21 protein-coding genes are annotated in these 23,154 nt (G+C 74.7%); 9 read left to right on the top strand and 12 right to left on the bottom strand.

The features are described 5' to 3' along the window. Positions 1-149: 149 nt before the first annotated feature. A complete protein-coding gene (locus tag FKM96_RS03060; RefSeq protein WP_147793992.1) occupies positions 150-1,424 on the top strand; it encodes a hypothetical protein in 1,275 nt (424 codons plus the stop codon). An 81-nt stretch (positions 1,425-1,505) separates the two neighbouring features. Here the strand turns inward: FKM96_RS03060 and FKM96_RS03055 are convergent, their stop codons facing one another. The 6 genes from FKM96_RS03055 to FKM96_RS03030 all read right to left on the bottom strand — a co-directional run bounded on the left by FKM96_RS03055 (position 1,506) and on the right by FKM96_RS03030 (position 8,883). Then, positions 1,506-2,267: an ABC transporter ATP-binding protein gene (locus tag FKM96_RS03055; RefSeq protein WP_147793991.1), complete on the bottom strand. Its 762-nt coding sequence runs from the start codon at positions 2,265-2,267 to the stop codon at positions 1,506-1,508. Beyond that, positions 2,264-3,232, bottom strand: coding sequence for an iron chelate uptake ABC transporter family permease subunit (locus tag FKM96_RS03050; protein ID WP_246855169.1), 969 nt, complete (start codon positions 3,230-3,232; stop codon positions 2,264-2,266). Before FKM96_RS03050 ends, FKM96_RS03055 begins: the two co-directional genes overlap by 4 nt. 100 nt (positions 3,233-3,332) lie before the next feature. Continuing rightward, positions 3,333-4,325 (bottom strand): iron chelate uptake ABC transporter family permease subunit, encoded by a 993-nt coding sequence (locus FKM96_RS03045; RefSeq protein ID WP_210417354.1) that lies wholly within the window; start codon positions 4,323-4,325, stop codon positions 3,333-3,335. Further along, positions 4,322-5,332 (bottom strand): siderophore ABC transporter substrate-binding protein, encoded by a 1,011-nt coding sequence (locus tag FKM96_RS03040; RefSeq protein ID WP_147793990.1) that lies wholly within the window; start codon positions 5,330-5,332, stop codon positions 4,322-4,324. Before FKM96_RS03040 ends, FKM96_RS03045 begins: the two co-directional genes overlap by 4 nt. Positions 5,333-5,437: 105 nt before the next feature. Further along, positions 5,438-7,804 (bottom strand): arylsulfatase, encoded by a 2,367-nt coding sequence (locus FKM96_RS03035; RefSeq protein WP_147793989.1) that lies wholly within the window; start codon positions 7,802-7,804, stop codon positions 5,438-5,440. A gap of 104 nt (positions 7,805-7,908) precedes the next feature. Beyond that, positions 7,909-8,883: a formylglycine-generating enzyme family protein gene (locus FKM96_RS03030; RefSeq protein ID WP_147793988.1), complete on the bottom strand. Its 975-nt coding sequence runs from the start codon at positions 8,881-8,883 to the stop codon at positions 7,909-7,911. An 85-nt stretch (positions 8,884-8,968) separates the two neighbouring features. Here FKM96_RS03030 and FKM96_RS03025 point away from each other — a divergent pair, with 85 nt between their 5' ends. Next, positions 8,969-9,727 (top strand): DUF429 domain-containing protein, encoded by a 759-nt coding sequence (locus tag FKM96_RS03025; RefSeq protein ID WP_147793987.1) that lies wholly within the window; start codon positions 8,969-8,971, stop codon positions 9,725-9,727. Positions 9,728-9,730: 3 nt separating this feature from the next. Here the strand turns inward: FKM96_RS03025 and FKM96_RS03020 are convergent, their stop codons facing one another. Both FKM96_RS03020 and FKM96_RS03015 read right to left on the bottom strand, forming a co-directional pair. Beyond that, the gene (locus FKM96_RS03020; RefSeq protein WP_168216855.1) at positions 9,731-10,807 is read right to left on the bottom strand and encodes a winged helix DNA-binding domain-containing protein; all 1,077 of its coding nucleotides are present in this window, start codon (positions 10,805-10,807) and stop codon (positions 9,731-9,733) included. Beyond that, a complete protein-coding gene (locus FKM96_RS03015; protein WP_147793985.1) occupies positions 10,804-12,177 on the bottom strand; it encodes an FAD-binding oxidoreductase in 1,374 nt (457 codons plus the stop codon). The genes FKM96_RS03020 and FKM96_RS03015 overlap by 4 nt, the downstream gene beginning before the upstream one ends. A gap of 135 nt (positions 12,178-12,312) precedes the next feature. Here FKM96_RS03015 and FKM96_RS03010 point away from each other — a divergent pair, with 135 nt between their 5' ends. Then, the gene (locus FKM96_RS03010) at positions 12,313-12,603 is read left to right on the top strand and encodes a DUF1905 domain-containing protein (protein ID WP_147793984.1); all 291 of its coding nucleotides are present in this window, start codon (positions 12,313-12,315) and stop codon (positions 12,601-12,603) included. A 24-nt stretch (positions 12,604-12,627) separates the two neighbouring features. On the opposite strand, the gene FKM96_RS03005 is transcribed toward FKM96_RS03010, so the two are convergent. Continuing rightward, entirely contained in the window at positions 12,628-15,132 is a 2,505-nt protein-coding gene (locus FKM96_RS03005) for a hypothetical protein (protein ID WP_147793983.1), read from the bottom strand. Between the two features lie 415 nt (positions 15,133-15,547). On the opposite strand from FKM96_RS03005, the gene FKM96_RS03000 reads away from it, so the two are divergent. The 3 genes from FKM96_RS03000 (at position 15,548) to FKM96_RS02990 (ending at position 17,207) form a co-directional block, all read left to right on the top strand. After that, positions 15,548-15,847, top strand: coding sequence for a hypothetical protein (locus tag FKM96_RS03000; RefSeq protein ID WP_147793982.1), 300 nt, complete (start codon positions 15,548-15,550; stop codon positions 15,845-15,847). 58 nt (positions 15,848-15,905) lie between these two features. Then, the gene (locus FKM96_RS02995) at positions 15,906-16,841 is read left to right on the top strand and encodes an aldo/keto reductase family oxidoreductase (protein WP_147793981.1); all 936 of its coding nucleotides are present in this window, start codon (positions 15,906-15,908) and stop codon (positions 16,839-16,841) included. 63 nt (positions 16,842-16,904) lie between these two features. Further along, positions 16,905-17,207, top strand: a complete 303-nt coding sequence (locus FKM96_RS02990; RefSeq protein WP_147793980.1) for a DUF1905 domain-containing protein — start codon at positions 16,905-16,907, stop codon at positions 17,205-17,207. Positions 17,208-17,231: 24 nt separating this feature from the next. Here FKM96_RS02990 and FKM96_RS02985 read toward each other — a convergent pair whose 3' ends face one another. Next, positions 17,232-17,579, bottom strand: a complete 348-nt coding sequence (locus tag FKM96_RS02985) for a hypothetical protein (protein WP_210417353.1) — start codon at positions 17,577-17,579, stop codon at positions 17,232-17,234. Positions 17,580-17,733: 154 nt separating this feature from the next. On the opposite strand from FKM96_RS02985, the gene FKM96_RS02980 reads away from it, so the two are divergent. Further along, positions 17,734-18,636, top strand: a complete 903-nt coding sequence (locus FKM96_RS02980) for a LysR family transcriptional regulator (RefSeq protein WP_147793979.1) — start codon at positions 17,734-17,736, stop codon at positions 18,634-18,636. Positions 18,637-18,680: 44 nt separating this feature from the next. Beyond that, positions 18,681-19,928, top strand: coding sequence for an FAD-dependent oxidoreductase (locus FKM96_RS02975; RefSeq protein WP_147793978.1), 1,248 nt, complete (start codon positions 18,681-18,683; stop codon positions 19,926-19,928). A gap of 7 nt (positions 19,929-19,935) precedes the next feature. On the opposite strand, the gene FKM96_RS02970 is transcribed toward FKM96_RS02975, so the two are convergent. Together FKM96_RS02970 and FKM96_RS02965 are read right to left on the bottom strand one after the other, a co-directional pair. Further along, positions 19,936-21,099 carry a glycosyltransferase family 2 protein gene (locus FKM96_RS02970; RefSeq protein ID WP_147793977.1) on the bottom strand — a complete coding sequence of 388 codons (1,164 nt, stop codon included), beginning with the start codon at positions 21,097-21,099 and terminating at the stop codon, positions 19,936-19,938. Between the two features lie 3 nt (positions 21,100-21,102). After that, a complete protein-coding gene (locus tag FKM96_RS02965; RefSeq protein WP_147793976.1) occupies positions 21,103-22,107 on the bottom strand; it encodes a phosphodiester glycosidase family protein in 1,005 nt (334 codons plus the stop codon). Between the two features lie 172 nt (positions 22,108-22,279). On the opposite strand from FKM96_RS02965, the gene FKM96_RS02960 reads away from it, so the two are divergent. Further along, a complete protein-coding gene (locus FKM96_RS02960) occupies positions 22,280-23,152 on the top strand; it encodes a class I SAM-dependent methyltransferase (RefSeq protein ID WP_246855322.1) in 873 nt (290 codons plus the stop codon). Positions 23,153-23,154: the final 2 nt, after the last annotated feature.

Here is a 23,154-nt window from a genome sequence, read left to right as displayed (position 1 = left end):
AGCATCCGAAGGAGACACGTCGGGAGCCGGCGTCGTCCGGAGGTCGGGCGATCTTCAGCCCCTGATGCGCCTTGCGGATGAAGTGCCGGATCCGACCCGTCCGACGTCGTCCCGCATCGATGTGGGTGGTCGACGCCATACTCACCAGCATGGTCTTCCTCGGCGTCGTGGCGGTGGTGCTGATGGTCGGCTCCGCCGTCTCGGCGGCCTCCGCTCTCCGTGCGTGGCCTCGGGCGAGCGCATCTCTGCTCGGGCAGCTCAGAGGCGCGCGACTCGGGCTGAGGGCGGTCGTGCTGGCGTCGATCGCGGTCGCACTGCTCGGTGTGGCATTCCTCGAACCGGGAAGTCCCGTCATCCGAGGCGCCAGCGTGGCGGCGATCTCAGCCGCATCGCTGCTGCTGGCCGCACGACATCTCCTGCGCCGGGCCGAGGTGATCGACGGACCGCCATCGACCCTTGCCGCGCTGGTTGTGGCGTCCGTCCGAGATCGAGCGCGTCGCCTCCTCCGGGGGGCGAGGTCAGTCCGGCAGGCGATCGCCCCCGGCACGGCATCGTGGCGTGAGATCCGCTGGGGTGGGGCTGCCGATGAGCTGTTGTCGTTCGGGTCGTTCGCCGTGACATACACGGCGGTGGTGGCCCTGGCGCTCGTGCTCGCGCTCCTCGAGGTGACGGTCGTCATCGGGTCCGGTGACAGCATCGGCGCCGTGGTGTTCAGGGCCCAGATCGGCTACAACGCGCTCTTCGCGGTGTCGATCTTCACGATCGCCGCGCTCGGCGTCGTCTCGATGGCGGTAGCGCTTCGACGTGCGAGGGTCATCGGGTTCCCGCTCCGCGTCGTGCGTCGGCTCCAGTCGCTCGCGGCCCATGTGGGGTACGGCTCGCTCGCGGGCGTCATCGGGGCCGCGCTGACTCCGGTCACGAGGCTCGTCCTCGGGGGAGCTTCGTCTGTCGAGGGCGGCGAGCTGTCGCCCTCGATCTTGCTCGAGATGCCCGCGACCGGGGCCGTCGTCGGGTACGTCAGCGGCCTGGTCGCGATCGTTCTCCAGCTGGCGTCCGAGTCGACGAACCTGGTGTACCGGCATCTCCTTCTCCCGACTGCGTTCGTCGGCGTGCTCGTGCTCCTGCACACGGCGGGCTTCACGCCGGAGCTGCTCTACCGTCAGCTCGTCGGCACGGGTGTGGACCTGGCGGGCACGGGCACGGGCATCTGCGATGCAGAGCGGGGCGATTCCCGGGTCGCGGCGTTGCTCTCGGATCCGCCTGGCGCTCTTCGTGCCGTTGAGCAGTGCGGCGGCCAGAATGTGCTTCCTGGCTCTGCGTTCGTCCAGGTGAGCGCCGCGATCATGATGACGTTCGCAGCGGTCGGCTTCACCCGCGGTGTGCGGATCAGGGTCGCCGAGTCGAGCCAGGGCTCATCGAAGTAGCGGCGAGTCCTCGGTCGTCGCAGCCGTTGACGCGGCCGGCTCGGACGTCCCCGCGCGCACGGACGCTCGCGCCGGAGTCGATCACGCCCGGTAGTACACCGCCAGCGGGTACCCCGGCCCCTCGACGACGGTGACCGGCGTCGCGAACACGTCCGACAGCACCGCGTCCGTCATCACCTCCCGCGGCGTCCCCACGTACCGCACCCGGCCCTCGGTCATCGCCACGACCCGGTCGGCGTACGCCGAGGCGAAGTTGATGTCGTGCACGACGAGCACCACGGTCTTCCCGAGCTCGTCCGCGGCACGCCGCAGCCGGGCCATCATCGCGACGGCGTGCTGCATGTCGAGGTTGTTGAGCGGCTCGTCCAGCAGCACGTACTCGGTGTCCTGCGCGAGCACCATCGCCACGTACGCGCGCTGCCGCTGCCCGCCGGACAGCTCGTCGAGGTACCGGTGCTGCAGGTCGGCCAGATCGAGGAACCCGAGCGCGGTGTCCACCGCCGCCTCGTCGTGGGCGGTCAGCCGGCCCTGGGAGTGCGGGAACCGGCCGAGCCGCACGAGCTGGCGCACGGTCAGCCGGGCGACGAAGTGGTTCTCCTGCCGCAGGATCGCCAGCCGCCTCGCGAGGTCGCGGGGGCGCGCGGTGACGACGTCGAGGCCGCCGACGGTCACCCGGCCGGCGTCGGCGCCGAGCAGCCGGCCGACGATCGTCAGCATGGTCGACTTGCCGGCACCGTTGGGGCCGACGAGGGCGGTCACGCCGCCCGTGGGGATCTCGAGGTCGACCGGCCCGAGGGCGTGGACGTCCCCGTAGGTCTTCGCGACGCCGTCGAGCGTGATCACCGCAGGCCCTTCCGGAGCAGGTGGACGAGGAACACGAGCCCGCCGCCGAGCTCGATGATGACCGAGACCAGCCCGGCCGCGTAGAACAGGTGCCGCAGCACGAAGTACGCCAGGAGCAGGGTGGCGCAGGCGACGGCGACGACCATCGGCAGCGTGCGGGCGTGCCGGCTGGTGCCGACGACCTGGTAGGTGAGCATCGCGACGACGAACCCGAAGAAGGTCATCGGGCCGACCATCGACGTCGACACCGAGATGAGGACCGCGACGAGCACCAGGGTCAGCAGCACCTCGCGCTGGTGCCGCACGCCGAGGCTGGTCGCGGTCTCCCGGCCCAGTGCCACGACGTCGAGCACGTGCCGCCGCCGCCACAGCACCGTGCCGACCGCGACGCAGACCAGCGCGCCCCACGGCAGGTACGAGGCGTCCGAGACGCTGATGTTCCCGAACAGCCGCGCGGACAGGATGTCGAACTCGCTGGGCGTGAGCAGCCGCTGCATGAACGTCGACAGCGAGCCGAACCCCATGCCGAGGACGACGCCCACGAGCAGCAGCAGGTGCAGGTCGGCCCTGGTCCCGGTGAACAGCCAGCCGTAGAGCAGCGAGGCCGCGCCGACCATGACCAGGCTCTGCAGCGCGATCTTCCCCAGCCCGTCGGTGGCCGCGAGGGTGCCGGCGCCGAACAGGAACACCAGCCCGGTCTGGATCACCCGGTACATCGCGTCGAAGCCCAGGATCGACGGCGTGAGGATGCGGTTGTGCGTCACGGTGTGGAACACGACGGTCGCCACGCCCTGGCAGAACGCGACCACGAGGATCGTGCCGACCGAGGAGAACCGGCTCCGGACGATGACCCAGAAGCCGGGCGAGCCGGGCGCGGCGGGGTTGCCGTAGGTGAGGATCCCGACGGCGGCCACGACGGCCACCAGCGCGACCGCGGCGAGCCGGAAGCCGTACGAGCCGGTCACGGCGCGGACTCCGGCGGTCGCCGTGCGCCGGGGGGACCCCGGTCCGCCCGTCGGCACGGACGCCCCGGCCCGGGCGCTCGACGGCGACGTCGTCGCGGCCTCAGCCACGGCGCCGCACCCGGAGGACCAGGGCCACGAACGCGGCCGCGCCGACCAGGCCGAGGATCATCGCCACCGGCACCTCGAACGGCATCCGCACCGTCCGCCCCGCGATGTCGCACGCGGTGACCAGCGCGACGCCGCCGAGGCACACCCACGGCAGGTTCGACCGCAGGTCGTCGCCGCGCAGCAGGGACACCACGTTGGGCACGACCAGCCCGAGGAACGGCAGGAACCCGACGACGACCGTGGTGACCCCGGAGGCGACCGCGACCAGCGCGGTGCCGACGAGGATCAGCCGGTCGTAGCGGAGCCCGAGGCCGGTGGCGACGTCCCGGCCGAGACCGGCGACGGTGAGCCGGTCGGCGAGCACGAAGATCGCGACGCAGACCGCGGCGACCACCCACAGCACCTCGTACTGCCCGCGCACCACGCTGGTGAAGCTGCCCATGAACCAGGTGCCGAGCAGCTGCAGGTAGTTCGTCGAGATCGCGATCAGGGTGGTCAGCGAGCTGACGACGGCGCCCAGCATGATCCCGACGACCGGCACGACGAGCGTCGAGCGCACCTGCACCCGGCGCAGCACCGCGAGGAACACCATCGTCCCGGCGAAGGCGGACAGGCTCGCGAGCACCATCCGGGTCGCGATGCCCGCGCCGGGCAGCAGGATCACCGACAGCAGCAGGCCGAGCGCGGCCCACTCGCTGGTGCCGCTGGTGGTGGGCTCGACGAACCTGTTCTGGGTGAGCTGCTGCAGCACCAGGCCGCTGACCGCCATCGCGCTCCCCGCCAGCACCAGCGCGAGCGTGCGGGGGACGCGGGTGATGAGGAACATCGCGGCGCCCCCGTCGGCGCGCAGGTCGTAGACGCCGACGAACAGCGACGCGACGACCAGGGCCAGCGTGACGAGGGCCGCGACGAGCAGCGGCGCGACGGAGCGCCGCCCCGGGCGGGTGCCCGGGGCGGCGCTCGCGGCGTCGGTCGCGAGGGTCACGCGGCGTCGGTGAACGCCTGGGCGACCTGCTCGTAGAGCGCGGTGTACGCCTGGATGTCCTCGGTGAGGTAGAAGTCGGGGTCGAGGTAGATCACCTGGTCCTGCGCGACCGCGGTCACCCCGGCCAGCGCCTCGGAGCCGCCGATCAGCTCGGCCGCGGGGCGGTACTCGCCCTCGCCGACGCCGGCCCCGTCGCGGTCGAGCACGATGATCCAGTCGGGGTTCGCCGCGGCGATCGCCTCGACGCTGATGTCGTCGCCGTGCGAGGTGTCCTCGGCGGCCTGCTCGATCGCCGGCCGCAGGCCGAGCGTCGGGAACAGGGTGCCGATGCTGCGGCCGGTGACCGGGGCGCTGTAGGAGATCTCGCCGCCCGAGGTGATCAGGCCGACGACGGTGCTCTCGCCGTCGTACGCCTCGGTGGCGTCCGCGATCGCCTGCTCGTAGTCGGCGACGACCCGCGCGGCCTCGTCCTCGCGGTCGAAGATCTGGCCGAGGGCCTCGACCTGGCGGACGAGCTCGGCGGACTGCTCCTCGCCGTCCCGCGGGTGCAGCTCGATCACGACGGCGTCCGGGTTCTGCGCCACGATGTCGTCGTAGCTGTCGGAGAACCGGTACCCGCCGATGACGAGGTCGGGCTCGGCGGCGACGATCGACTCCAGGTTCGGCTCGCGGTGCGTGCCGACGTCGAGCACCGCGTCGTCCTCGGTGTACCCGGGCCACAGGCCGTCGCCCATGATCCCCTTCGGTGCGGCGACCAGCGGGACGTCCCACGCGGACAGCGTCTCGAACACGTGGTTGTCGAGCGCGACGACGCGCTCCGGGTCGACGGGGACCTCGACGCTGCCGTGGTTGTCCTCGATCGTGACGGTGGTGGCCGCGGCGGCGGTCTCCGCCCCCTCGGCGTCGGTCCCCGCGTCGGCGGTCCCGCCGCAGGCCGCGAGGACGAGGGCGAGCGGGACGGCCGTGAGGACGGCGGCGAGCCGGTGGTGGCTCTGGCGCGTGGGCATGGCAAAGGCTCCTAGCGGGAGTCGGGACAGGATCCGGCGGCCGAAGTAAGGGGAACCTATCCTTACCAGCGCCTGTCGCGTCAACCTCGTCCGCGCCCGCGGTGGTCACTGCCGCGCCATCGCCACCCGCATCCGCTCCTCGGCGCTCACGACGTGGTCCGGGTGGAGCGGCCCCACGTCCAGCTGCACCCGGTGGATCCGGCCGGTGAACCGGCTGGTGGCGGTCGTGTAGCCCGAGCCGACCGGGGTGCCGGTGTCCCGCCCGACGTCGGTGGTCTCGTCCGCCGAGAACACCAGGGGCTGGGTGGCCCCGACACGGCCGGCCCCGACCGGCGAACCGTCGACCAGCAGCGTCACGTCGCCGCCGCGGCCCAGCCCGCCGCCGTCGTAGGCCAGCTCGACGCGCAGCTGGTGCCGACCCTCCGGCGCGGGGGAGTCCGCGGTGACCACGAACTCCTGGATGCCGAGCACGTTGTAGACGAACGCGAACCGGCCGTCGGTGCAGTACGCCGCCCAGCCGCCGAACCGCCCGCCCTGCGCGATCAGCACGCCGCGCGCGCCGCCGGCGGGGACGTCGACCTCGGCCGTCACGGCGAACGACCGGTTCTTGACGGACACGACGCTGTTCTCCGACAGCCGGCCCATCCCCGGGTAGAAGACCTGGGTGTCGCCCCGCACGAGGGTCGGCCGCCCGGCCGTGGCGGGGTCGATGCGCTCGGCCGTCCGGTCGTCCATCGGCAGCACGCGGTGCCGGACCGCCTCGACGAGCCAGAGCCGCTGCAGGCGCGCGAGGACGTCGGGGTGCTCGGCCGCGAGGTCGCGGGCCTGGCTGAAGTCGCTGCGGCCGTCGTACAGCTCCCACACGTCGTCGTCGAACGCCGGGACGGTGCCGCCGACCATGACCCACGGGGTCCGGTGCTTCGTGACCGCGCTCCAGCCCCGGTGGTAGATGCCGCGGTTGCCGAACATCTCGAAGTACTGCAGGTCGTGCCGCTCCGGGGCCGCGGCGTCCCCGAACGCGTACAGCATCGAGGTGCCCTCGATCGGCGCCTGCTGGACGCCGTCGACGACGACCGGCTCGGGGAGGCCCGCCGCCTCCAGGATCGTGGGCGCGATGTCGATGACGTGCGTGAACTGCGACCGCAGGCCGCCGGGTTCGGCGATGCCGTCCGGCCAGTGCACGACCGTGCCGGTGCGGGTGCCGCCCCAGTGCGACGCCACCTGCTTGGTCCACTGGTACGGGGTGTCCATCGCCCACGCCCAGCCCACGGCGTAGTGGTTGTACGAGCTCGGGGAGCCGATCTCGGCCATCCGGCTGCGCAGGAACCCGGGCGTCTCGAGCGCGGCCATCCCGTTGAAGTTCGCCATCTCGTTGAACGCGCCGTTGACCGTGCCCTCCGCCGACGCGCCGTTGTCGCCGAGGACGTAGTAGACGATCGTCCGGTCCAGCTCGCCCAGCTCCTCGAGCGTGTCGACCAGCCGGCCCACCTGAGCGTCGGTGTGCTCGAGGAACCCCGCGTACGTCTCCATCTGGCGGGCGAGCACGGGCTTGAGCTCGTCCGGCATCGCGTCCCACGCGGGGATCTCGTCGTGCCGGGGCGTCAGCCCGGCGTCGGGCGGCACCACGCCGAGCTCGCGCTGGCGCGCGAAGGTCCGCTCGCGCTGCGCGTCCCAGCCGTCGTCGAACTGCCCGGCGTAGCCCTCGATCCACTCGGCGGGGACGTGGTGCGGCGCGTGCGTGGCGCCGGGGGCGAAGTAGACGAAGAACGGCCGGTCCGGCGTCAGCGCGCGCTGCATGCGGATCCACGCGGTCGCCCGGTCGGCCAGGTCCTCGGTCAGGTGGTAGCCCTCCTCGGGCGTCGCCGGCGGCTCGACGGGCGTCGTGCCCTCGTACAGCGCCGGGTCCCACTGGTTGTTCTCGCCGCCGATGAACCCGTAGAACGTCTCGAACCCGCCGCCGCCCGTCGGCCACGCGTCGAACGGCCCGGCCGGCGAGGTCTGCCACACCGGCACCTCGTGGCACTTGCCGAACTGAGCGGTCGCGTACCCGTTGAGCCGCAGGGTCTTGGCCAGCGGGGCCATCGAGTTCGGGCGGACCGACGAGTTGCCGGGCGCCGACGTCGCCGTCTCGGTGATGCTGCCCATGCCGACCGAGTGGTGGTTGCGGCCGGTCAGCAGCGCCTGCCGCGTCGGCGCGCACAGCGCCGTGGTGTGGAACCGGTTGAACCGCAGCCCGCCGGCCGCCAGCCGGTCGGCCGTGGGGGTCCGGCACGGGCCGCCGAAGGTGCTCGACGCCCCGAAGCCGACGTCGTCCAGCAGCACCACCAGCACGTTCGGCGCGCCCTCCGGCGGCAGCAGCGGCTCGATGGGCGGGAACGCCGTCTCGGGGTCCTTGGCGTCGTAGGTGACCAGACCCGTCGGCGGGCGGTCGGGGATCGGCAGGATCGTGCGGGCGTGCGGGTCGGGTCGCATGGCGGGACCTCCGGGTCGGGGCACGTGCCCCGCACGCTACGGAGGGTCCGGCGCGGCGCACCTCACCCGCGACGGGCGGCCGCGTGCCGGTCGCGGGCCCGGTGTCAGGCGTCGGCGGCGCACCGGAAGCCGACGTTGCCCGCCGCCGAGTCCGGCGTGCTGGAGCTGCGGGAGTCCACGCGGTACCGGAAGCAGTACGACGCGTGGCACAGGTACGACCCGCCGCGCAGCACCCGCCGGGCGCCGCTCGCCGGGCCGCGCGGGTCGGTGCGCGGTCCGGCGCGGTAGGTGTCCGCGGCGAACCAGTCGCCGCACCACTCCCAGACGTTGCCGGTGGTCCCCGACAGCCCGAACCCGTTCGGCGGGTACGCGTCGACCGGGGCCGTGCCGGCGTAGCCGTCCTCGGCGGTGTCGTGCGCGGGGAAGTCGCCCTGCCAGACGTTCATCCGGTGCCGGCCGCCCGGCTCCCGCTCCGCGCCCCACGGGTAGTGCACGCCGGTCAGGCCGCCGCGCGCCGCGTACTCCCACTCCGCCTCCGTCGGCAGCCGCCCGCCCGCCCAGGCGGCGAACCGCGCCGCGTCGTCCCAGGTGACGTGCACGACCGGGTGGTCGGCGATCCCGTCGAGGCCCGACCGCGGCCCCCGGGGGTGCCGCCAGTCGGCGCCCTCGACCTGTCGCCACCAGGGCGCGCCGACCACACCGCGGGTCGGCGGGAAGTCGTCGGGGAGCAGGCCGGCGAACACGAACGACCAGCCGTCGCGCTCGGCCTGGGTCACGTGGCCGGTCGCGGCGGCGAACGCGGCGAACCGCGCGTTCGTCACCGCGGTGGCGTCGATGCGGAACGGGGCGAGCCGGACGCGGTGCGCCGGGCCCTCGCCGTCCTCCGGGTAGCCGTCGGGACCGTCGTGGCCCATGACGAACTCGCCGCCGGGGAGGGCGACGAGGTCGGCGGCGGTGCCGGGGGTGCGGGCGGCCACGGGTCCCGGTGGCGACGAGGCGTCGACGGCGGTGCGCGGTGCGGATCCGGGCGCGCAGCAGGCCCGCGGGTGCTCGTGGCCGGGGTCCGGGTGCGCGGTCATGCGCCGATCCCACCGCGCGGGCGCCCGGCCGGGCCTCGCCCGGCCGGGGTGAGGCGCGGTCCGGGCCCTCCGTAGGCTCGGGCGCGTGACGACCTCCGCGCTGCACGTCGGCCTCGACCTCGCGTGGTCCACGGGCGTCACCGGTCTCGCGGTCGTCGACGACGCCGGCCGCCTGCTCGACTCGGGGTCGTGCCGCGCCGACGACGAGATCGCGGCCTGGCTCGGCGGCCTCCACGGCCCGGTCGCGGTGGTCGGCGTCGACGCGCCGCTGGTGGTCCCGAACGCGACGGGTCAGCGGGAGGCGGAGCGGGCGATCGGCCGCGCGTTCGGCGCCTACGGCGCCTCGGCGCACACGGCGAACCGCGGCACCTTCGGGGGAGCGGACCCGCGCGCGTGGCGGCTGGCCGAGCGGTTCGGCTGGGCGGTCGACCCGGCGACGCCCGTTTGCGCGGGCCGCACGGTGTGCCTCGAGGTGTACCCGCACCCCGCGCTGGTCGCCCTGTTCGGGCTGCCGTACCGGCTGGACTACAAGAAGGGCCCGCGGGAGCGGCGACGGGCCGGGTTCGAGGCGCTCGTCGGGAACCTGGAGTCGGTGCCGGAGCTGCGGGTGGGGGAGAGCCCGCGGTGGCCCCACCTGCGCGCGGTCGTCGCGGACCCGGGACCGGGCGACCTCGACCGGGTGGAGGACGAGCTCGACGCGGTGCTGTGCGCGCACCTCGCGTGGCTGTGGCACCACCGCCCGGGGGCGCTCGTGGTCTACGGGTCCGGGGATGCCGGGTACGTGGTCGCGCCGCCGCCGCCCGCGCACCCGGCGGTGCGCCCGCCGCGCCCCGTCACCGGGTGATCGTCACGACGGGGTCGAGGTCGAGGAACGCCGCCATCCGCGTCGCCTCCGCCCGCACGTCGTCCTCGGCCCCGGCCGGCAGGGGCGCGAGGGGGGTGCACGGCGAGCGCGCCGTCGTCGACCGTCCACGTCGCGGCGACGAACCCGTCGACCAGCACCGTCGCGTGCACCATCGAGTAGCCCGGCATCACCGTCGTCCGGAACGGCTCGGGGGAGCAGCCGGGTGCGGTCGCGGTGGCCGAGGACCGCGTTGTCGAATGCCCCGAGGAACCGCACGGGCGTCGGCGCGTCCTCGTCGACGAGCGCGCCGTCGGGGACGTCGAGCAGCTCGGCCCCGTCCGGGCCGCGGTAGGTCCGGAGCCCGCCGCGCAGGTCCTCGACCACCGGCCGCAGCCGGGTCAGGCCGGTGAACGCCTGCAGGTCCATGACCGACGCCGGGCCGAACGCCGCGAGGTACCGGTGCACGAGGGCGGGCAGGTCCGGCTCCCGCATCGGGGCACCGAGCCACGCCGCCGCGTCGGCGACCCGGATCGACCGCCGGCTCCACCAGGACCCGAACGCCGAGGTCGCCGGACCGTGCACCACGGGCGTCAGCGCCTCGACCGCCGCCGCGAGCACCGCGGCCCGCCGACCGGGCCAGCGGGCGGCCAGCGCGGCCCCGAGGTCGCGCCGCGGCACGAGGTCGTCGCCCAGGACGTCCCGGGCGACCGCGACCAGCTGCGCCGGGTCGATCCCGCCGGTCTGGTCGCGGTAGTACGCCGCCCGGGACAGGCGGTCGAGCACCGGCGCGACGGTCGGGCGCAGCCACCGGTAGTCGTCGGCCGTCACCAGGTGCTGGGTCCCGCGCAGCAGCGGGCCGCGCACGAGCGCCCGCGCCTCGACGGTGGTCTCGACGTCGGCGCGCGCGAGGCCGGCGACCCGCGACCACAGCGCGGCGAACACCCAGTTCGGCTCCTGCGCCTGCACCGCCAGCAGCCGTGCGACGGCCTCGGCGACGGGGACGTCGGCGCGCGCGTCGAGCAGCTGGCGGCGCAGCAGGGTGCGGTTGAGCCGGCGCAGCGTGAGCGTCGTCGTGGTCACCCCGCCGGCGGCACGTTCTGGTTCCGGCGGAACAGGTTTCCCGGGTCGTACGCCGCCTTGGCCGCCGCGAGGCGGTCCCACGTGGCGCCCGGGTACGCCGCGCGCACCCGCTCCGGCCCCTCGTCGCCGAGGAAGTTCACGTACGCCCCCCGGTCGCCCTGGTCCAGGACGGCCGCGGTGCCCTCGACCCACGCGGTGCGGGCCGCCCGGTCCTCGGGTCCGGTGACGAACGCGGCGACGTTCCCCATCAGGCGGCTCGACCGGTGCGCGAAGGCGGTGGCGTCGGCGGGCACCCGCCCGATCGCGCCGCCCAGGGCCCGGAGCTGGACGACGCGCATGCCGTCGATCTGCTCCAGCCGGCCGACGACCGCCTCCGCGAGCGGCAGGTCGACGCGGTCGAGCAGCAGCGTCCGCGCGACGGCGGTCGGGTGGTACTCGGGGTCGGCCGGCGGGAACAGCTCCGGGTAGGCGACCGGCCGGACCAGGTCGGCGATCGGCTCGGCGAGCGCCCGGATCGGCGCCAGCGCGGCGTCGGCGGCCTCCGGCGGCCCGGACCAGCAGACCAGCGCCATGACGGCGAGCGCGCCGTGGTGCTCGGCGGCGACGAACGGCAGCGGCGGGCAGGGCATGACGTTGACGATCGCGGTGAGCTCGTCCGGCCCGTCCTGCAGCGCGCCGAGGAAACCCGCGACCACCGGCGCCGACGCGGGCAGCAGCAGCATCCCGCCGGTCACGCCGTCGAGCGGGTGCAGCCGGAACCGGAACCGGGTGACGACCCCGAGGTTGCCCCCGCCCCCGCGCAGCGCCCAGAACAGCTCCGGGTGCTGGTCGGCGTCCGCGCGCACCACCCGGCCGTCCGCCAGCACCACGTCGGCGGCCAGCAGGTTGTCGACCGTGAGGCCGTGCGAGCGGGACAGGAAGCCGACCCCGCCGCCCAGCGTGATGCCGGAGACGCCGACCGAGCCGGTGTCCCCGAACCCGACGGCGAGCCCGTGCGCCGCGGTCGCGGCCGTGGTCTCGCCCGCGGTGGCGCCGGCCTCGACCCACGCGGTGCGGCCCCCGGGGTCGACGTCCACCGCGCGCATGTCCCGGAGGTCGATGACGAGGCCGTCGTCGACGGTGCCGTGGCCCGCGCCGCTGTGCCCGCCGCTGCGGACGGCGAGCGGGAGGCCAGCGTCGCGCGCGAACGCGACCGCGGCGGACACGTCGGCGTCGTCCAGCGGGCGTGCGATGACGGCGGGGCGGGGGTCGGCGCCGCCGAGCACCACCACCCGGAGGGCGTCGTACTCGGGGTCGTCCGGCTGCACGACGCGGCCCGAGAACCGGGTCCGGAGGTCGTCGACGTCCTGGGTGCTCGGCGAGGCGGTCATGCGGCGCTCCTGACGCACTGCGGCACTGCGGCGGCTGAGACCCCACCCAGGGTTCTCCCGGTCGTGGCCCGGGGGCAAGGGGTTTCGGGGCGGTACCTGGGCGCGGACGCGTGCCCCTTTCGTACGCTGACGCCCATGGACCTGCGGTTCCGGGGCGAGATCATCCACTGGCGCGGCCCGGCGCCGTACCACTACGTCGCCGTCCCGGGCCCCGAGGCGGACGAGCTGCGCGCGGCGTCGTCGCTGGTCTCGTACGGCTGGGGAGTCATCCCGGTCGCGGTGACGCTCGGGCGGACCCGGTGGGAGACGTCGCTGTTCCCGAAGGACGGCGGCTACCTGGTGCCGATCAAGACGGCCGTGCGGCGGGCCGAGGGCGTGGACCTCGGCGACGAGGTGGAGCTGCGGCTCCGCGTCGAGGTGCGCTGAGGGGTCGCGTCCGGGGCGGTCGCGTCAGCGGTCGCGGCCCGTCCTCGGACGCCGAGGCCCGAGCCGCCGCCAGAGCACCCAGAGACCGCCACCGGCCGCGGCGCCGAGGAGCGCGAACAGGATCGACCGCTGCGCGTCGAGCGACGACAGCGGGCCACCGAAGAAGTAGTCGATCATCGCGGCCAGCACGGAGAAGGCGCTCAGGACGGTCAGCGTGGTCACGATCGTGTTGAGCCTGCTGCTGAGCTGCGACTGCAGCAGGTCGAGCGTCTCGCGGTGGGAGCTCTTCAGCTCCCCTCGACGACGGTCGAGCTCGTCCATCAGGTCATCCAGGTGCCAGGTGCGGACGATGTGGCCCCAGAAGTCGAGCTGGCGCGGGGTCAGGCTCGCGACCTCGTCGTGCAGCACGGCACGGAACCCTGAGGTGGCGTCGATCGTCTCCGCAACCGCGTCGGACATCGCACGCAGCTCGGCGATCTCACCACTGCGCCGGCTGGCCGTGACGCACGAGGACTGCGCGAGCAGCTCCTGCGACCACGCGTCGGCCGCTGCCCACGCGGTGTTGGCGAGGGCGATGACCGAGGCGACGTCTCCGCCCGCGCCGCCCGAGCTCTCCTGGACGACCGACGTGCCGATCCCCGGAGCGACGCAGCCCCCGGCGGTCCTCACGACGGGCGTGTCTCCGCCACCGAGGATCTCGCCGCACCATCCGTCGGCCGCCGTCGCCTCGGGTGTGCGGATGTCCAGCACGCGGTGGACCCACTTGACGCGACCGGCGACCGCGGCAGGCATCGATCGCGACCAGCCGTCCTCGACGTGCCGGGACGCGTCGTCCGCCAGCGCTGTGCACACCTCGCGGATCGCGTCGGCGAGGCGCGAGCTCGCGCTCTCGCAGACGTCTCGGGCGAGGCCGGGGCGTGCGATCGGATGCACCGGGACTGCTCGGACGCGGATCGACCCGATCCCGAACGGTGTCAGCTCCACGTGCGCCGACCGGAAGGCGAGCGAGTCCCCGAGCGCTGCCTCCAGCCGGCGGCGGGCCCATTGGAGAGCCGGCGCGGCCGTGGCCGAGCGGTCGACATGCAGCTCCGCGAGCGTGCGCGGCACGACCGAGGTGCCTTCGTAGGTATCCACGTCGTAGACGAGACCGTTGGCCCGTGCGCGGTCTCCTGCGACCGACCACGGGATCGGTCCGCCGCCCTCGACGGTGTCGCCGTGGTGCCAGTCCCAGAACCACTGCCGCGCACCGCGGCGCAGGAATGCGGGCAGATCCAGCGTGAAGCCCTGCTCGAAGGGTGCGATGAAGGACACGCCGTCCAGGACGGCCGTCCCGGTCGTCGGCGTCGGGGAAGCGGTGTGGTCGATCAGGTCGCGCACGGCGCGCTCGACCTCCCGCAGCACGGGGTCGACCGCGGACCGCCAGGCTTCCGGGCACCTGTCGGCGTCGGGGTCTGCCGCGAGAAGGCGAGCGATCTCGGCTTCCGTGACCGCGGTGCCGAGCCAGTCGCCCAAGCGGTCGATGAGGGCGCCGCCACGGTCGCTCCGATGGCAGACGAGTGCGGCGAGCCGTGCCTCGGCCGCGCTGCCCACGCACTCGAAGGGCGTGTGGTCGGCCAGGCCCAGGAGCGCCTCGAACGACGTGTCGAGGTCGGGCTCGTCGTACAGGTTGATCGCGCCGAAGGTCGCCTCGACGACGGCGGGATCGAGGTAGGCCCGTGCGCTCATCCAGACGTACAGGCACTTGGGGCAGCGGAGGCACCACGGCTTGGCCACGTTGCACGAGTGCGTCGAGGCGAACCGCCCGCCGGCACGCGCCACGATCCCGAAGATCAGGGGATCCGAGAGCGACCCGAGCATGCTCGCGTAGTGGCACCGGCCACCGGTGAGGTCGGAGAGATAGCCGTCGAGGGCGGCCTCGGCGGCAGCGGACTTGCCCCACTGGTGGTTGACGGGCTCGCCGTCCCACACCAGGTTGGGCACGCCTGCCGAGAGCTCGTGGCCGACGAGGAGATGCGTGAACCCTCCGGCGAGCATGACGGGCAGCGCCATGAAGACCGAGAACGGTGTCTCGGAGGCTGTGCGCGCGCCGATACCCGCAGGCGCCGCGAGCTCGAGGTAGGGGCTGTCCTCCCAGTCGTCCAGGTGCGTCACCCGGATGTGGCCCGATGAACGCAACCCGGATCCTGCGACCGCCTCGATCAGGTCGTGCTGGTGCTCGGCGAGGCCGTAGCCGCTCGACGAGTACCCGAGTGTCGTGTACTCGACCCCGGCCTCGTCGAGCAGCTGGAGCACCGCGAGCGAGTCCTTGCCGCCGCCGCACATGACGAGCGGGCGCACGCCGCCGGTTCCAGCGCCCGGGCCGGCGAGGTCGGGGACCTCCCCAGGATCGACCACGCGCGGCAGGGAGGGGGCCCGGTACCCGGGCATGTCGTTCTCGTACCGCCACTGCGCCCACACGTGGTCGGCGACGAGGGTCCACAGGTCCGCGAGCCCGTCCGTGACGTGACGGCGGAGGTGCTCGGGCAGCACCACCTCCGCGGGGCGGCATTGAGCCCGCGGTTCATGTCGAAGAGCGCCACGTGCAACGCCATCCGCTCGAACTGGTCGGCGCCCATCCGGCTTCGCAGCGCGTCCAGGTCGACCGAGTGGTACCAGACCGAGGCCGCGTAGTGCTGGCCCGCGACGGCGAACGAGTACCGGAGCCGGTGCCCGTGCGCCACGATGTCGAGGAGCTCCAGCCGCCCGGCGGAGGAGTCGGCACCGGCGGCGACGTCGAGCGGCGGTCGGGGGACGGGGACAGCGCTGACGGTCATGACGTGCTCCGCGGGTCGAGGGAGGGGCATCCCTTCGTTCGACCGCAGCGACGCGCTCACCAGGGGACCTACGTCCCGGAGGGCGGCGTGATCCCTGCGGGGACCGTGCGGCGACGTGTCACGATCGGCCGATGACCTCCACCTCGTCACCCGACCCCTCCGCGCGGGCGGGCCGCCCACGTGCATCCCTGCCGCTGGTTGCTGTCGGCATCGCCGGCGTGGTGCTGACGGTCGTCGGCGGCTGGCTGCTGACCCGGCCAGTCGTCGCCTGGTTCGCCTACGCGCCGCTGAGCGAGCACGCGCTGGTGCCGAGCCCGCGACCGTCGCTCGCCGGGATGGTCGCGCTCGGTCTCGGCTGCGCGCTGTGGGGCTGCGTGGTCGGGTCGGTGCTGGGCCGGCGCCGCGAGGCACGTGCCGGCGGGGATGCCTAGAGTCGGTCACGCGGCCCGGTCACCGGGCGCACGTCACCGTCGACCCCGAAGGACCAGCATGAAGACCTTCACCCTGCCCGGCACCGACATCGTCGCGCCGAACGTGATCCTCGGCCTGATGCGCATCCAGCAGAAGTCCGACGACGAGGTCCGCGAGCTCGTCCGCACCGCGCGGGACGCGGGGATCGCGTTCGTCGACCACGCCGCCGTCTACGGCGACGAGAAGCACGGCTGCGAGGCCCGGTTCGCCGAGGCGCTCGACCTGACGCCCTCCCAGCGCGACGAGTTCGTCATCCAGACGAAGGCCGGGATCATCAAGGACGGCCCGTACTTCGACTTCTCGTACGAGGAGATCGTGTCCTCGGTCGAGGGATCGCTGCGCGCGCTGCGCACCGACCACGTCGACATCCTGCTGCTGCACCGCCCGGACGCCCTGGTCGAGCCGGACGAGGTCGCGCGGGCGTTCGACGAGCTGTCCGCCGCCGGCAAGGTGCGCGCGTTCGGCGTCTCCAACCACACGCCGCAGCAGATCGAGCTGCTGAAGAAGTCGGTGCAGCAGCCGCTCGTGGTCAACCAGCTGCAGCTGAGCATCACGCACGCGCCGCTCGTCGCGCAGGGCGTGGCCGCGAACATGGCGGCGCTCGACCAGTCGATCTCCCGGGACAACGGGCTGCTCGACTACTGCCGGCTGCACGACATCACCGTGCAGGCGTGGTCGCCGTTCCAGAAGGGGTTCTTCGACGGGGTGTTCCTGGAGGACCGGGAGACCTACGGCGAGCTGAACGCGGCGATCGACCGGCTCGCCGAGAAGTACGGCGTGACGCCGACCGGCATCGCGGTCGCCTGGATCACCCGGCACCCCGCGCAGATGCAGGTCGTGCTCGGGACGACGACGCCGTCCCGGGTGACCGAGTCGGCGGCGGGGTCCGAGGTGCCGCTGACGCGGGCGGAGTGGTACGAGCTGTACCGCGCGGCGGGGCACACGGTGCCGTGATCCGCGGGCGCCGGTGCTGCCGCACGGCCGTCGCGTGTCGGCGGGGTGCGGCAGCATCGGGGCATGACCTTCGACTTCGAGGCCCCGCTCTGGCTGTGGGAGGCGCGGCGCGCCGAACGCTGGACCTTCGTCAGCGTGCCGGAGGACGCGTCCGACGAGATCCTCGAGCGGGCCGGCGCGTTCGTGCGCGGGTTCGGGTCGCTGCGCGTCGAGGTCACCGTCGGCGGCACGACCTGGCGGACGTCGATCTTCCCGGACGGCGGGAAGCGGGCCTACTCGCTGCCGATCAAGAAGGCCGTGCGCGCCGCGGAGGGCCTGGAGGTCGGCGGGTCCGTGCGCGTCCGGCTGCGGGTGCTGGACGTCTGAGTACGCGGGTCCGACGGCAGGGCGTCAGGCCGCGAGGTCGACCACGCGGGCGGGCACCGGCTCGACCACGACGGCCGGCACCTCGGCGACCTGGGCCGCCGCGCGCTCCGCGGCCTCGCGCTGCCGCTGCCGCCGGGCCTTGAGCACCACGGAGACGGCGTGCGCGCCGACGACGGCCCACACGGCGTTGGTGACCACCGACGGCCACACCCCGCTGCTCGCGGCGACCAGGCCCATGAAGAGCCCCGACACGACGTTGGCGAGCTGGTAGCGCCCGGACGTGGGCGCCCACTTCCCGCGGGTGACGAGGACGTAGGCGACGAGGCACGTGACCGCGCCGACCCAGCCGAGCGCGGTGACGAGAGCGGACACGGGCGTACTCCTGGCAAGGCAGAGGGGTGGGTGGAGGGCCGGCCGCGCGGGGTCCCGCGGTTCGCCGGCAGCAGAATCATGCGGCCAGATCGGGTTCAGCACAATCGAATGATGTTGCGACAGGGGTGCAGCAGAACTGAATTAGGATGAAACGGTGCCGACCGATCCCCGCCGCCTCGCCGTCCTGCTCGCCGTGCACCGCGCCGGCGGGGTGCTCGCCGCCGCCGACTTGCTGCACGTGACGCCCTCCGCGGTGTCCCAGCAGATCGCCCGGCTGGAGTCGGAGGAGGGGGTCGCGGTGCTCGACCGCAACCCCCGCGGCGCGACCCTGACGGCCGCCGGCCGGATCCTCGCGGAGGCCGCGGAGCGCATCGAGTCGGAGCTCGTCGAGGCGCGCAAGTCGCTCGCGGAGCTCGGCGGGGAGCTGTCCGGCCGGGTGACCGTCGCGGCGTTCCAGACCGCCATCCGCGCAGTCATCGCCCCGGCGTTCGCCGTCGTCGCCGAGCACCACCCCGGCATCGAGCTGCTCATCGAGGAGCGCGAGCAGGGCGAGTCGATGCGCCGGCTCCGCGAGGGCGACGCGGACATCGTGCTGCTGGAGCGGGACGAGGACGCGGACACGCACGTGCCGCGCGGGCAGCGCGACGTGGTGCTGCTGGAGGAGCCGTGGCGGCTGGTGCTGCCCGGGTCGGTCGCGACGCCCACGCAGCTGTCCGACCTCACCGGCGTGACCTGGCTGGCGGCCGAGCCCCACACCGCCGCGGCGCGGGCGATGGGCCGGGTGACGGCGGCCCTGGGCCCGGTCACCTCGCAACACCTCTACTACGACTTCGACGTCGCGCTCGCGCTCGTCGCGGCAGGGCAGGGGGTGGCCCTCCTCCCGGCGCTCGCGCTGCAGGGCGAGCTCCCGGACGGCGTGACGGTGGCGACGGTGCCGGGGCTCGGGTCGCGGCGGCTGGTCGCCCGGCACCGCGCGACGCGCCGCGAGCCGGGCCCCGCGGTGGTGGCGGTGATCGACGAGCTGCTGGCCGTGGCGTCCGGCATCGACCCGGTGTGACGCCCGCCGGGCGCCGGGCCGACCCCGCCCCTAGGCTCCGGCGCATGGACTGCGACGTCGTGGTGGTCGGGGCCGGGCTGGCCGGGCTGACCTGCGCACGGGCCCTGCACGCGCGCGGGCTGGACGTGCGGGTGCTGGAGGCGGGTCCGGCCGTGGGCGGGCGGGTGCGCAGCGAGCAGGTCGACGGGTTCACCCTCGACCGCGGGTTCCAGGTGATCAACCCGGCCTACCCGGCGCTGCGGGACGCGGTCGACGTCGACGCGCTCCGGCTCCAGCCGTTCCTGCCCGGCGTCGCCGTGCGGCGCGGCGACGGCCTGGCGGTGCTGGCGGACCCGCGGCGCGCGCCGGCCCGGCTGCGCGAGACGCTCGGCAGCGGCTACGTCCGGGTCGGGGAGCTCGCGGCCCTCGCGCGCTGGGCGGCCCCGGCGCTCGGACCGGTGCGTGCGCTGGAGGCCGGGCCGGACGCCACGCTCGCGGAGTCGCTGACCGCGGCCGGGGTCGACGGGCGGCTGCGGCACGAGGTGCTGGAGCCGTTCCTCGCGGGGGTGCTGGCCGACGAGTCCGGCGCGACGTCGGCGACCTTCGCCCGGCTGGTGGTGCGGTCGATGCTGCGGGGGACGCCGGGGCTGCCGGTCGGGGGCGCGGGTGCGCTGCCCGCGCTGCTCGCGGAGGGCCTGCCGGACGTGACGACCGGCGCCCGGGTCGCGGAGATCGAGCGGGTCGACGGCGGTCGGGCGGTGCGGGTCGAGGGCAGCCGGGTGCGGGCGCGGGCGGTGGTCGTCGCGGCGGACCCGGTCACGGCGGCCGACCTCGCCGGGGTCGAGGCGCCGCCGATGCGGGGGCTCACGACGACCTGGTGGGCGGCCGAGGGGATCCCGCGGGTCGACGCGGTCGTGGTCGACGGGCGGCGGCGCGGGCCGGTGGTGGACGCGGCGCTGATCTCCGCGGCCGCCCCGTCGTACGCGCCGGCGGGCGCGCAGCTGGTGCAGGCGACCTCGGTGCTGCCGTCGGGCCCGTGGGACGCCGCGGCCCGCCCCGACCCGGCCGAGGTGCGGCGCCAGGCGGGGGAGATGCTCGGAGCCGACCCGCGGGGCTGGCGGGAGCTCGCGACCCACGAGATCGCGCACGCGCTCCCCGCGGCGACGCCGCCGCTCCGGGTGCGGCAGCCGGTCGACCTGGGCGACGGGCTGTACGTGTGCGGCGACCACCGGGACACGCCGTCGCAGCAGGGCGCGATCGCGTCGGGCCGGCGCGCGGCGCGGGCGGTGGCGCGGCGGCTGCTCGGGGGGTGACGCCGGCTCATCCCCTCCTGATCCTCGCGCTGCCGCCCGATCGATCGGCGGGGGGTGCGAGAGCAGGGAGGGGATCGGGGGCGGGGCCGCGCGGCACCGGCGCCGTCGACCGCGCGCCCGCGAACACGAACCGGCGCTGGACCTGGAAGCTCACGAGGTACAGCACCGCCTCGGTGGCGACCTTCGCCGGCAGCAGGCCGACGCCGAGGCCCGTGAGCGCCGCGAGCAGCAGGTAGCTCGCGCCGAGCAGCAGGACGGCGAGCGTCGCGTACCGCGCGGCGGCCCGGCCCCACGGCACCCGGCGGGTCGCGCCGCGGCCGTGCGGCCCGCCCCGGCCCGTGCGCCCGCACACGACCACCCGGTTCACCGCGAAGTTCACCCCCGCGCTCAGCACGCGCGCCCCGAGCACCGACGCCGCCAGCGACCCGGACGCCGCGTGCAGCGCCAGCAGCGCGACCGTGTCGATCGCGAACGCCGACAGCGACGACAGCGAGAACAGCAGCAGCGGCGCGAGCACCCGGGCGGAGTCCGCGAGCGGCCGGAAGTGCGACGACGCGTTGCCCTCCAGGTAGATGGTGGCGATCTCGACCTCCTCGACCGGCTGCCCCTCGGCGGCGGCGCGCAGCAGCAGGTTCTGCTCGTACTCGAAGCGCTCGCCGCGCACGCTCCGCAGCCAGGGCAGCAGCGCGGCCGGGTAGCCGCGCAGGCCGGTCTGGGTGTCGCGGAGCCGCAGCCCGGTGGCGAGGTGGAACACCCGTGCGGTGACCCGGTTGCCGAGGACCGACCGCGCGGGCACCCGCCCGGTGAACGCGCGCACGCCCAGCACGGTCGCGGGCCGGTCGGCGGGCTGCGCGTCCAGCGCGGCGGCCACCCGGAGCACGTCGGCGACCGAGTGCTGCCCGTCGCTGTCGGCGCACACGACCGGCTCGCCGGGGAGATGCCGCTCGGCGTGGGCGAACCCGGTCCTGAGCGCGCAGCCCTTCCCGCGGTTGCCGGGGTGGGTCAGCACCGTGCAGCCCTGCGCGCGGACCCGGTCGAACAGGGGTCGGTACACCGGCCCGGAGCCGTCGTCGACCACGAGGACGCGCACGCCGGGCGCGGAGGCCCGCAGGTCGCCGACCAGCCGCACCAGGCGGTCGTCCGGCTCGTAGGCGGGGACCAGGACGATCACGGCTCAGCCCCCGATGTACAGGATGTCGGAGGTGCCGCGCTCGGTGCCGTTGCCGAGCGGGTCGTTCACGAGCGAGCCGTCGAAGTACATCGTCGAGGAGCCGCCGCCGTCGATGTTGTAGGCCGTGGTGGCGCCGAGCGACTGCATGATCTCGGCCAGCTCGGTCATGTCGACGCCCGCCGAGTAGCCGGGGGACCGGCCGTCCACGACGACGAACACCAGGTGGTTGTCGTCGACCACGCCGACCGCGGTGCGCGGCTGGTCGCCCTGGATCGAGTGGTTGCCGACGTTGGTGTCGACCTCCACGTCCTCGATGCCGTCGACGACCTGCCCGTCCTCGACCAGCGCCGGCCCGAACGACAGGGTGTTCCACACCCCGTCCGCGACGAGCGCGTCGGCCGTCGTGGCGGTCTCGTCGTAGACCTCGACGTGGCCGTCCGTGTAGAACGCGAGGCCCTCGCGGGCGCCTTCGTCGCGGTAGACGACGCCGTTCCGGATCACGATGCCGGTGTCCCGGAACCCGTAGTAGTCGCCGTTGATCGCGAACACCGCGTCGTTGTCCTCGGCGATGGCGGAGGTGGTCGCGGTGATGTTGGTGCCGAACTGGTTGTTCGCGAAGGCCGAGCGGAGCACGGTGGCGTCGGACAGGGTCACGTCGGCGACGTAGTAGGTGACCTGGTCGTCGCCGCTGCCGGTCACGACCGTCGAGATGCTGATGCTCGCGTCGTCGGACTCGTAGGTGGTGCCCGTGACGGTCCCGCCGGTGCCGGTGCCGGTGCCGGCGTCGTCGTCGGTGGTCGTCGTGCCGTTCTGCGCGGCCTCGTAGGCCTGGACGTCCGCGATCTCGACGTGGTCGACCACGAACCGGTCGAGGGCCCAGGCCGACCCGCCGCCGACGGCGAGCAGCAGGACGAGCGTCGAGACCAGCAGGGAGCGGCGGAGCCGGCGGCGGCGCGGGGGCCGGCCGGCGGGCTCGCCGTCGGGTCGGGTGCGGGGGTGTCGGGTCATGCGGACAGGTCTACGGAGCCCGCTCAGGGCGGCCCCGTGCGGGCGCTGTGCGCCCCGTGTGAGACGTCGGGCGCGGCGTCACACGCCCGCGCACACGCCGCGGGGGTTCCGTGGTCCGCATCCGGGCACCGGCACGAGGGCCGGGCCCCAGGGCGAGGAGCAGGTGGACGAGATGATGACGATCGTCGGGGGAGCGCGCGCGACGGAGGACGCGGCCGTGACGGCCCTCAAGCAGCGGCACCGGGCGATGTGGGCGCTGGGCGACTACCCGGCGCTCGCGGCCGAGGTGGTCGGCGGCCTGGGTCCGGTGCTGGTCGGCGCGGTGGGCGTGCAGCCCGGGGAGCGGGTGCTCGACGTGGCCGCCGGGACGGGGAACGCGGCCGTCCCCGCGGCGCTCGCGGGCGGCCGGGTGGTGGCGTCGGACCTCACGCCCGCGCTGCTCGACGCCGGGCGCCGGGCGGCGGAGGCGCGGGGGGTCGCGCTGGACTGGCGGGAGGCGGACGCCGAGGCGCTGCCGTTCCCGGCCGGGTCGTTCGACGTGGTCACGTCGTGCATCGGGGTGATGTTCGCCCCGCGGCACGCCGTCGCCGCCGCGGAGCTGCTCCGGGTCTGCCGGCCCGGTGGGCGGGTCGGGCTGCTGTCCTGGACGCCGACCGGGTTCATCGGGCGGCTGTTCGCGACCATGAAGCCGTACCTGCCGGCGCCGCCGCCCGGCGTGCAGCCGCCGCCGCTGTGGGGCGACGAGGCGCACGTGCGCGACCTGCTCGGCGCCGGGGTCGAGGACGTCCGGGTCGAGCGCCGGTCGCTGCCCGTCGACGCGTTCGGCACGCCGGAGGAGTTCCGTGACTACTTCGCCACCCGGTACGGCCCGACGATCGCGGCGTACCGCGCGGTGGCCGACGACCCGGACCGGACGGCCGCGCTCGACGCGGACCTGGTCGCGCTGGCGAGGGACGCGGCCCGGGTCGGGCCCGGCGGGGGCATGTCCCTCGCGTGGGAGTACCTGCTCGTGACCGCCCGCCGGACGAGCGCCGCCGCGTCTTGACG

The sequence above is a fragment of the Cellulomonas sp. Y8 genome, from assembly GCF_008033115.1.
Lineage (GTDB): Bacteria > Actinomycetota > Actinomycetes > Actinomycetales > Cellulomonadaceae > Cellulomonas.
Note: the sequence above shows the minus strand (reverse complement) of the source record. Positions and strands in the feature narration are given on the sequence as shown.

Bases quoted from the DNA above. Each gene is read 5' to 3' on its own strand.
- FKM96_RS03010 (WP_147793984.1), top strand. From the start codon at position 12,313: ATGGACCTGCGGTTCCGGGGCGAGATCATCCACTGGCGCGGCCCGGCG.
- FKM96_RS02995 (WP_147793981.1), top strand. From the start codon at position 15,906: ATGAAGACCTTCACCCTGCCCGGCACCGACATCGTCGCGCCGAACGTG.
- FKM96_RS03040 (WP_147793990.1), bottom strand. From the start codon at position 5,332: ATGCCCACGCGCCAGAGCCACCACCGGCTCGCCGCCGTCCTCACGGCC.
- FKM96_RS03000 (WP_147793982.1), top strand. From the start codon at position 15,548: ATGACCTCCACCTCGTCACCCGACCCCTCCGCGCGGGCGGGCCGCCCA.
- FKM96_RS03035 (WP_147793989.1), bottom strand. From the start codon at position 7,804: ATGCGACCCGACCCGCACGCCCGCACGATCCTGCCGATCCCCGACCGC.
- FKM96_RS02990 (WP_147793980.1), top strand. From the start codon at position 16,905: ATGACCTTCGACTTCGAGGCCCCGCTCTGGCTGTGGGAGGCGCGGCGC.
- FKM96_RS03015 (WP_147793985.1), bottom strand. From the start codon at position 12,177: ATGACCGCCTCGCCGAGCACCCAGGACGTCGACGACCTCCGGACCCGG.
- FKM96_RS03030 (WP_147793988.1), bottom strand. From the start codon at position 8,883: ATGACCGCGCACCCGGACCCCGGCCACGAGCACCCGCGGGCCTGCTGC.
- FKM96_RS02960 (WP_246855322.1), top strand. From the start codon at position 22,280: ATGATGACGATCGTCGGGGGAGCGCGCGCGACGGAGGACGCGGCCGTG.
- FKM96_RS02965 (WP_147793976.1), bottom strand. From the start codon at position 22,107: ATGACCCGACACCCCCGCACCCGACCCGACGGCGAGCCCGCCGGCCGG.
- FKM96_RS03060 (WP_147793992.1), top strand. From the start codon at position 150: ATGGTCTTCCTCGGCGTCGTGGCGGTGGTGCTGATGGTCGGCTCCGCC.
- FKM96_RS02975 (WP_147793978.1), top strand. From the start codon at position 18,681: ATGGACTGCGACGTCGTGGTGGTCGGGGCCGGGCTGGCCGGGCTGACC.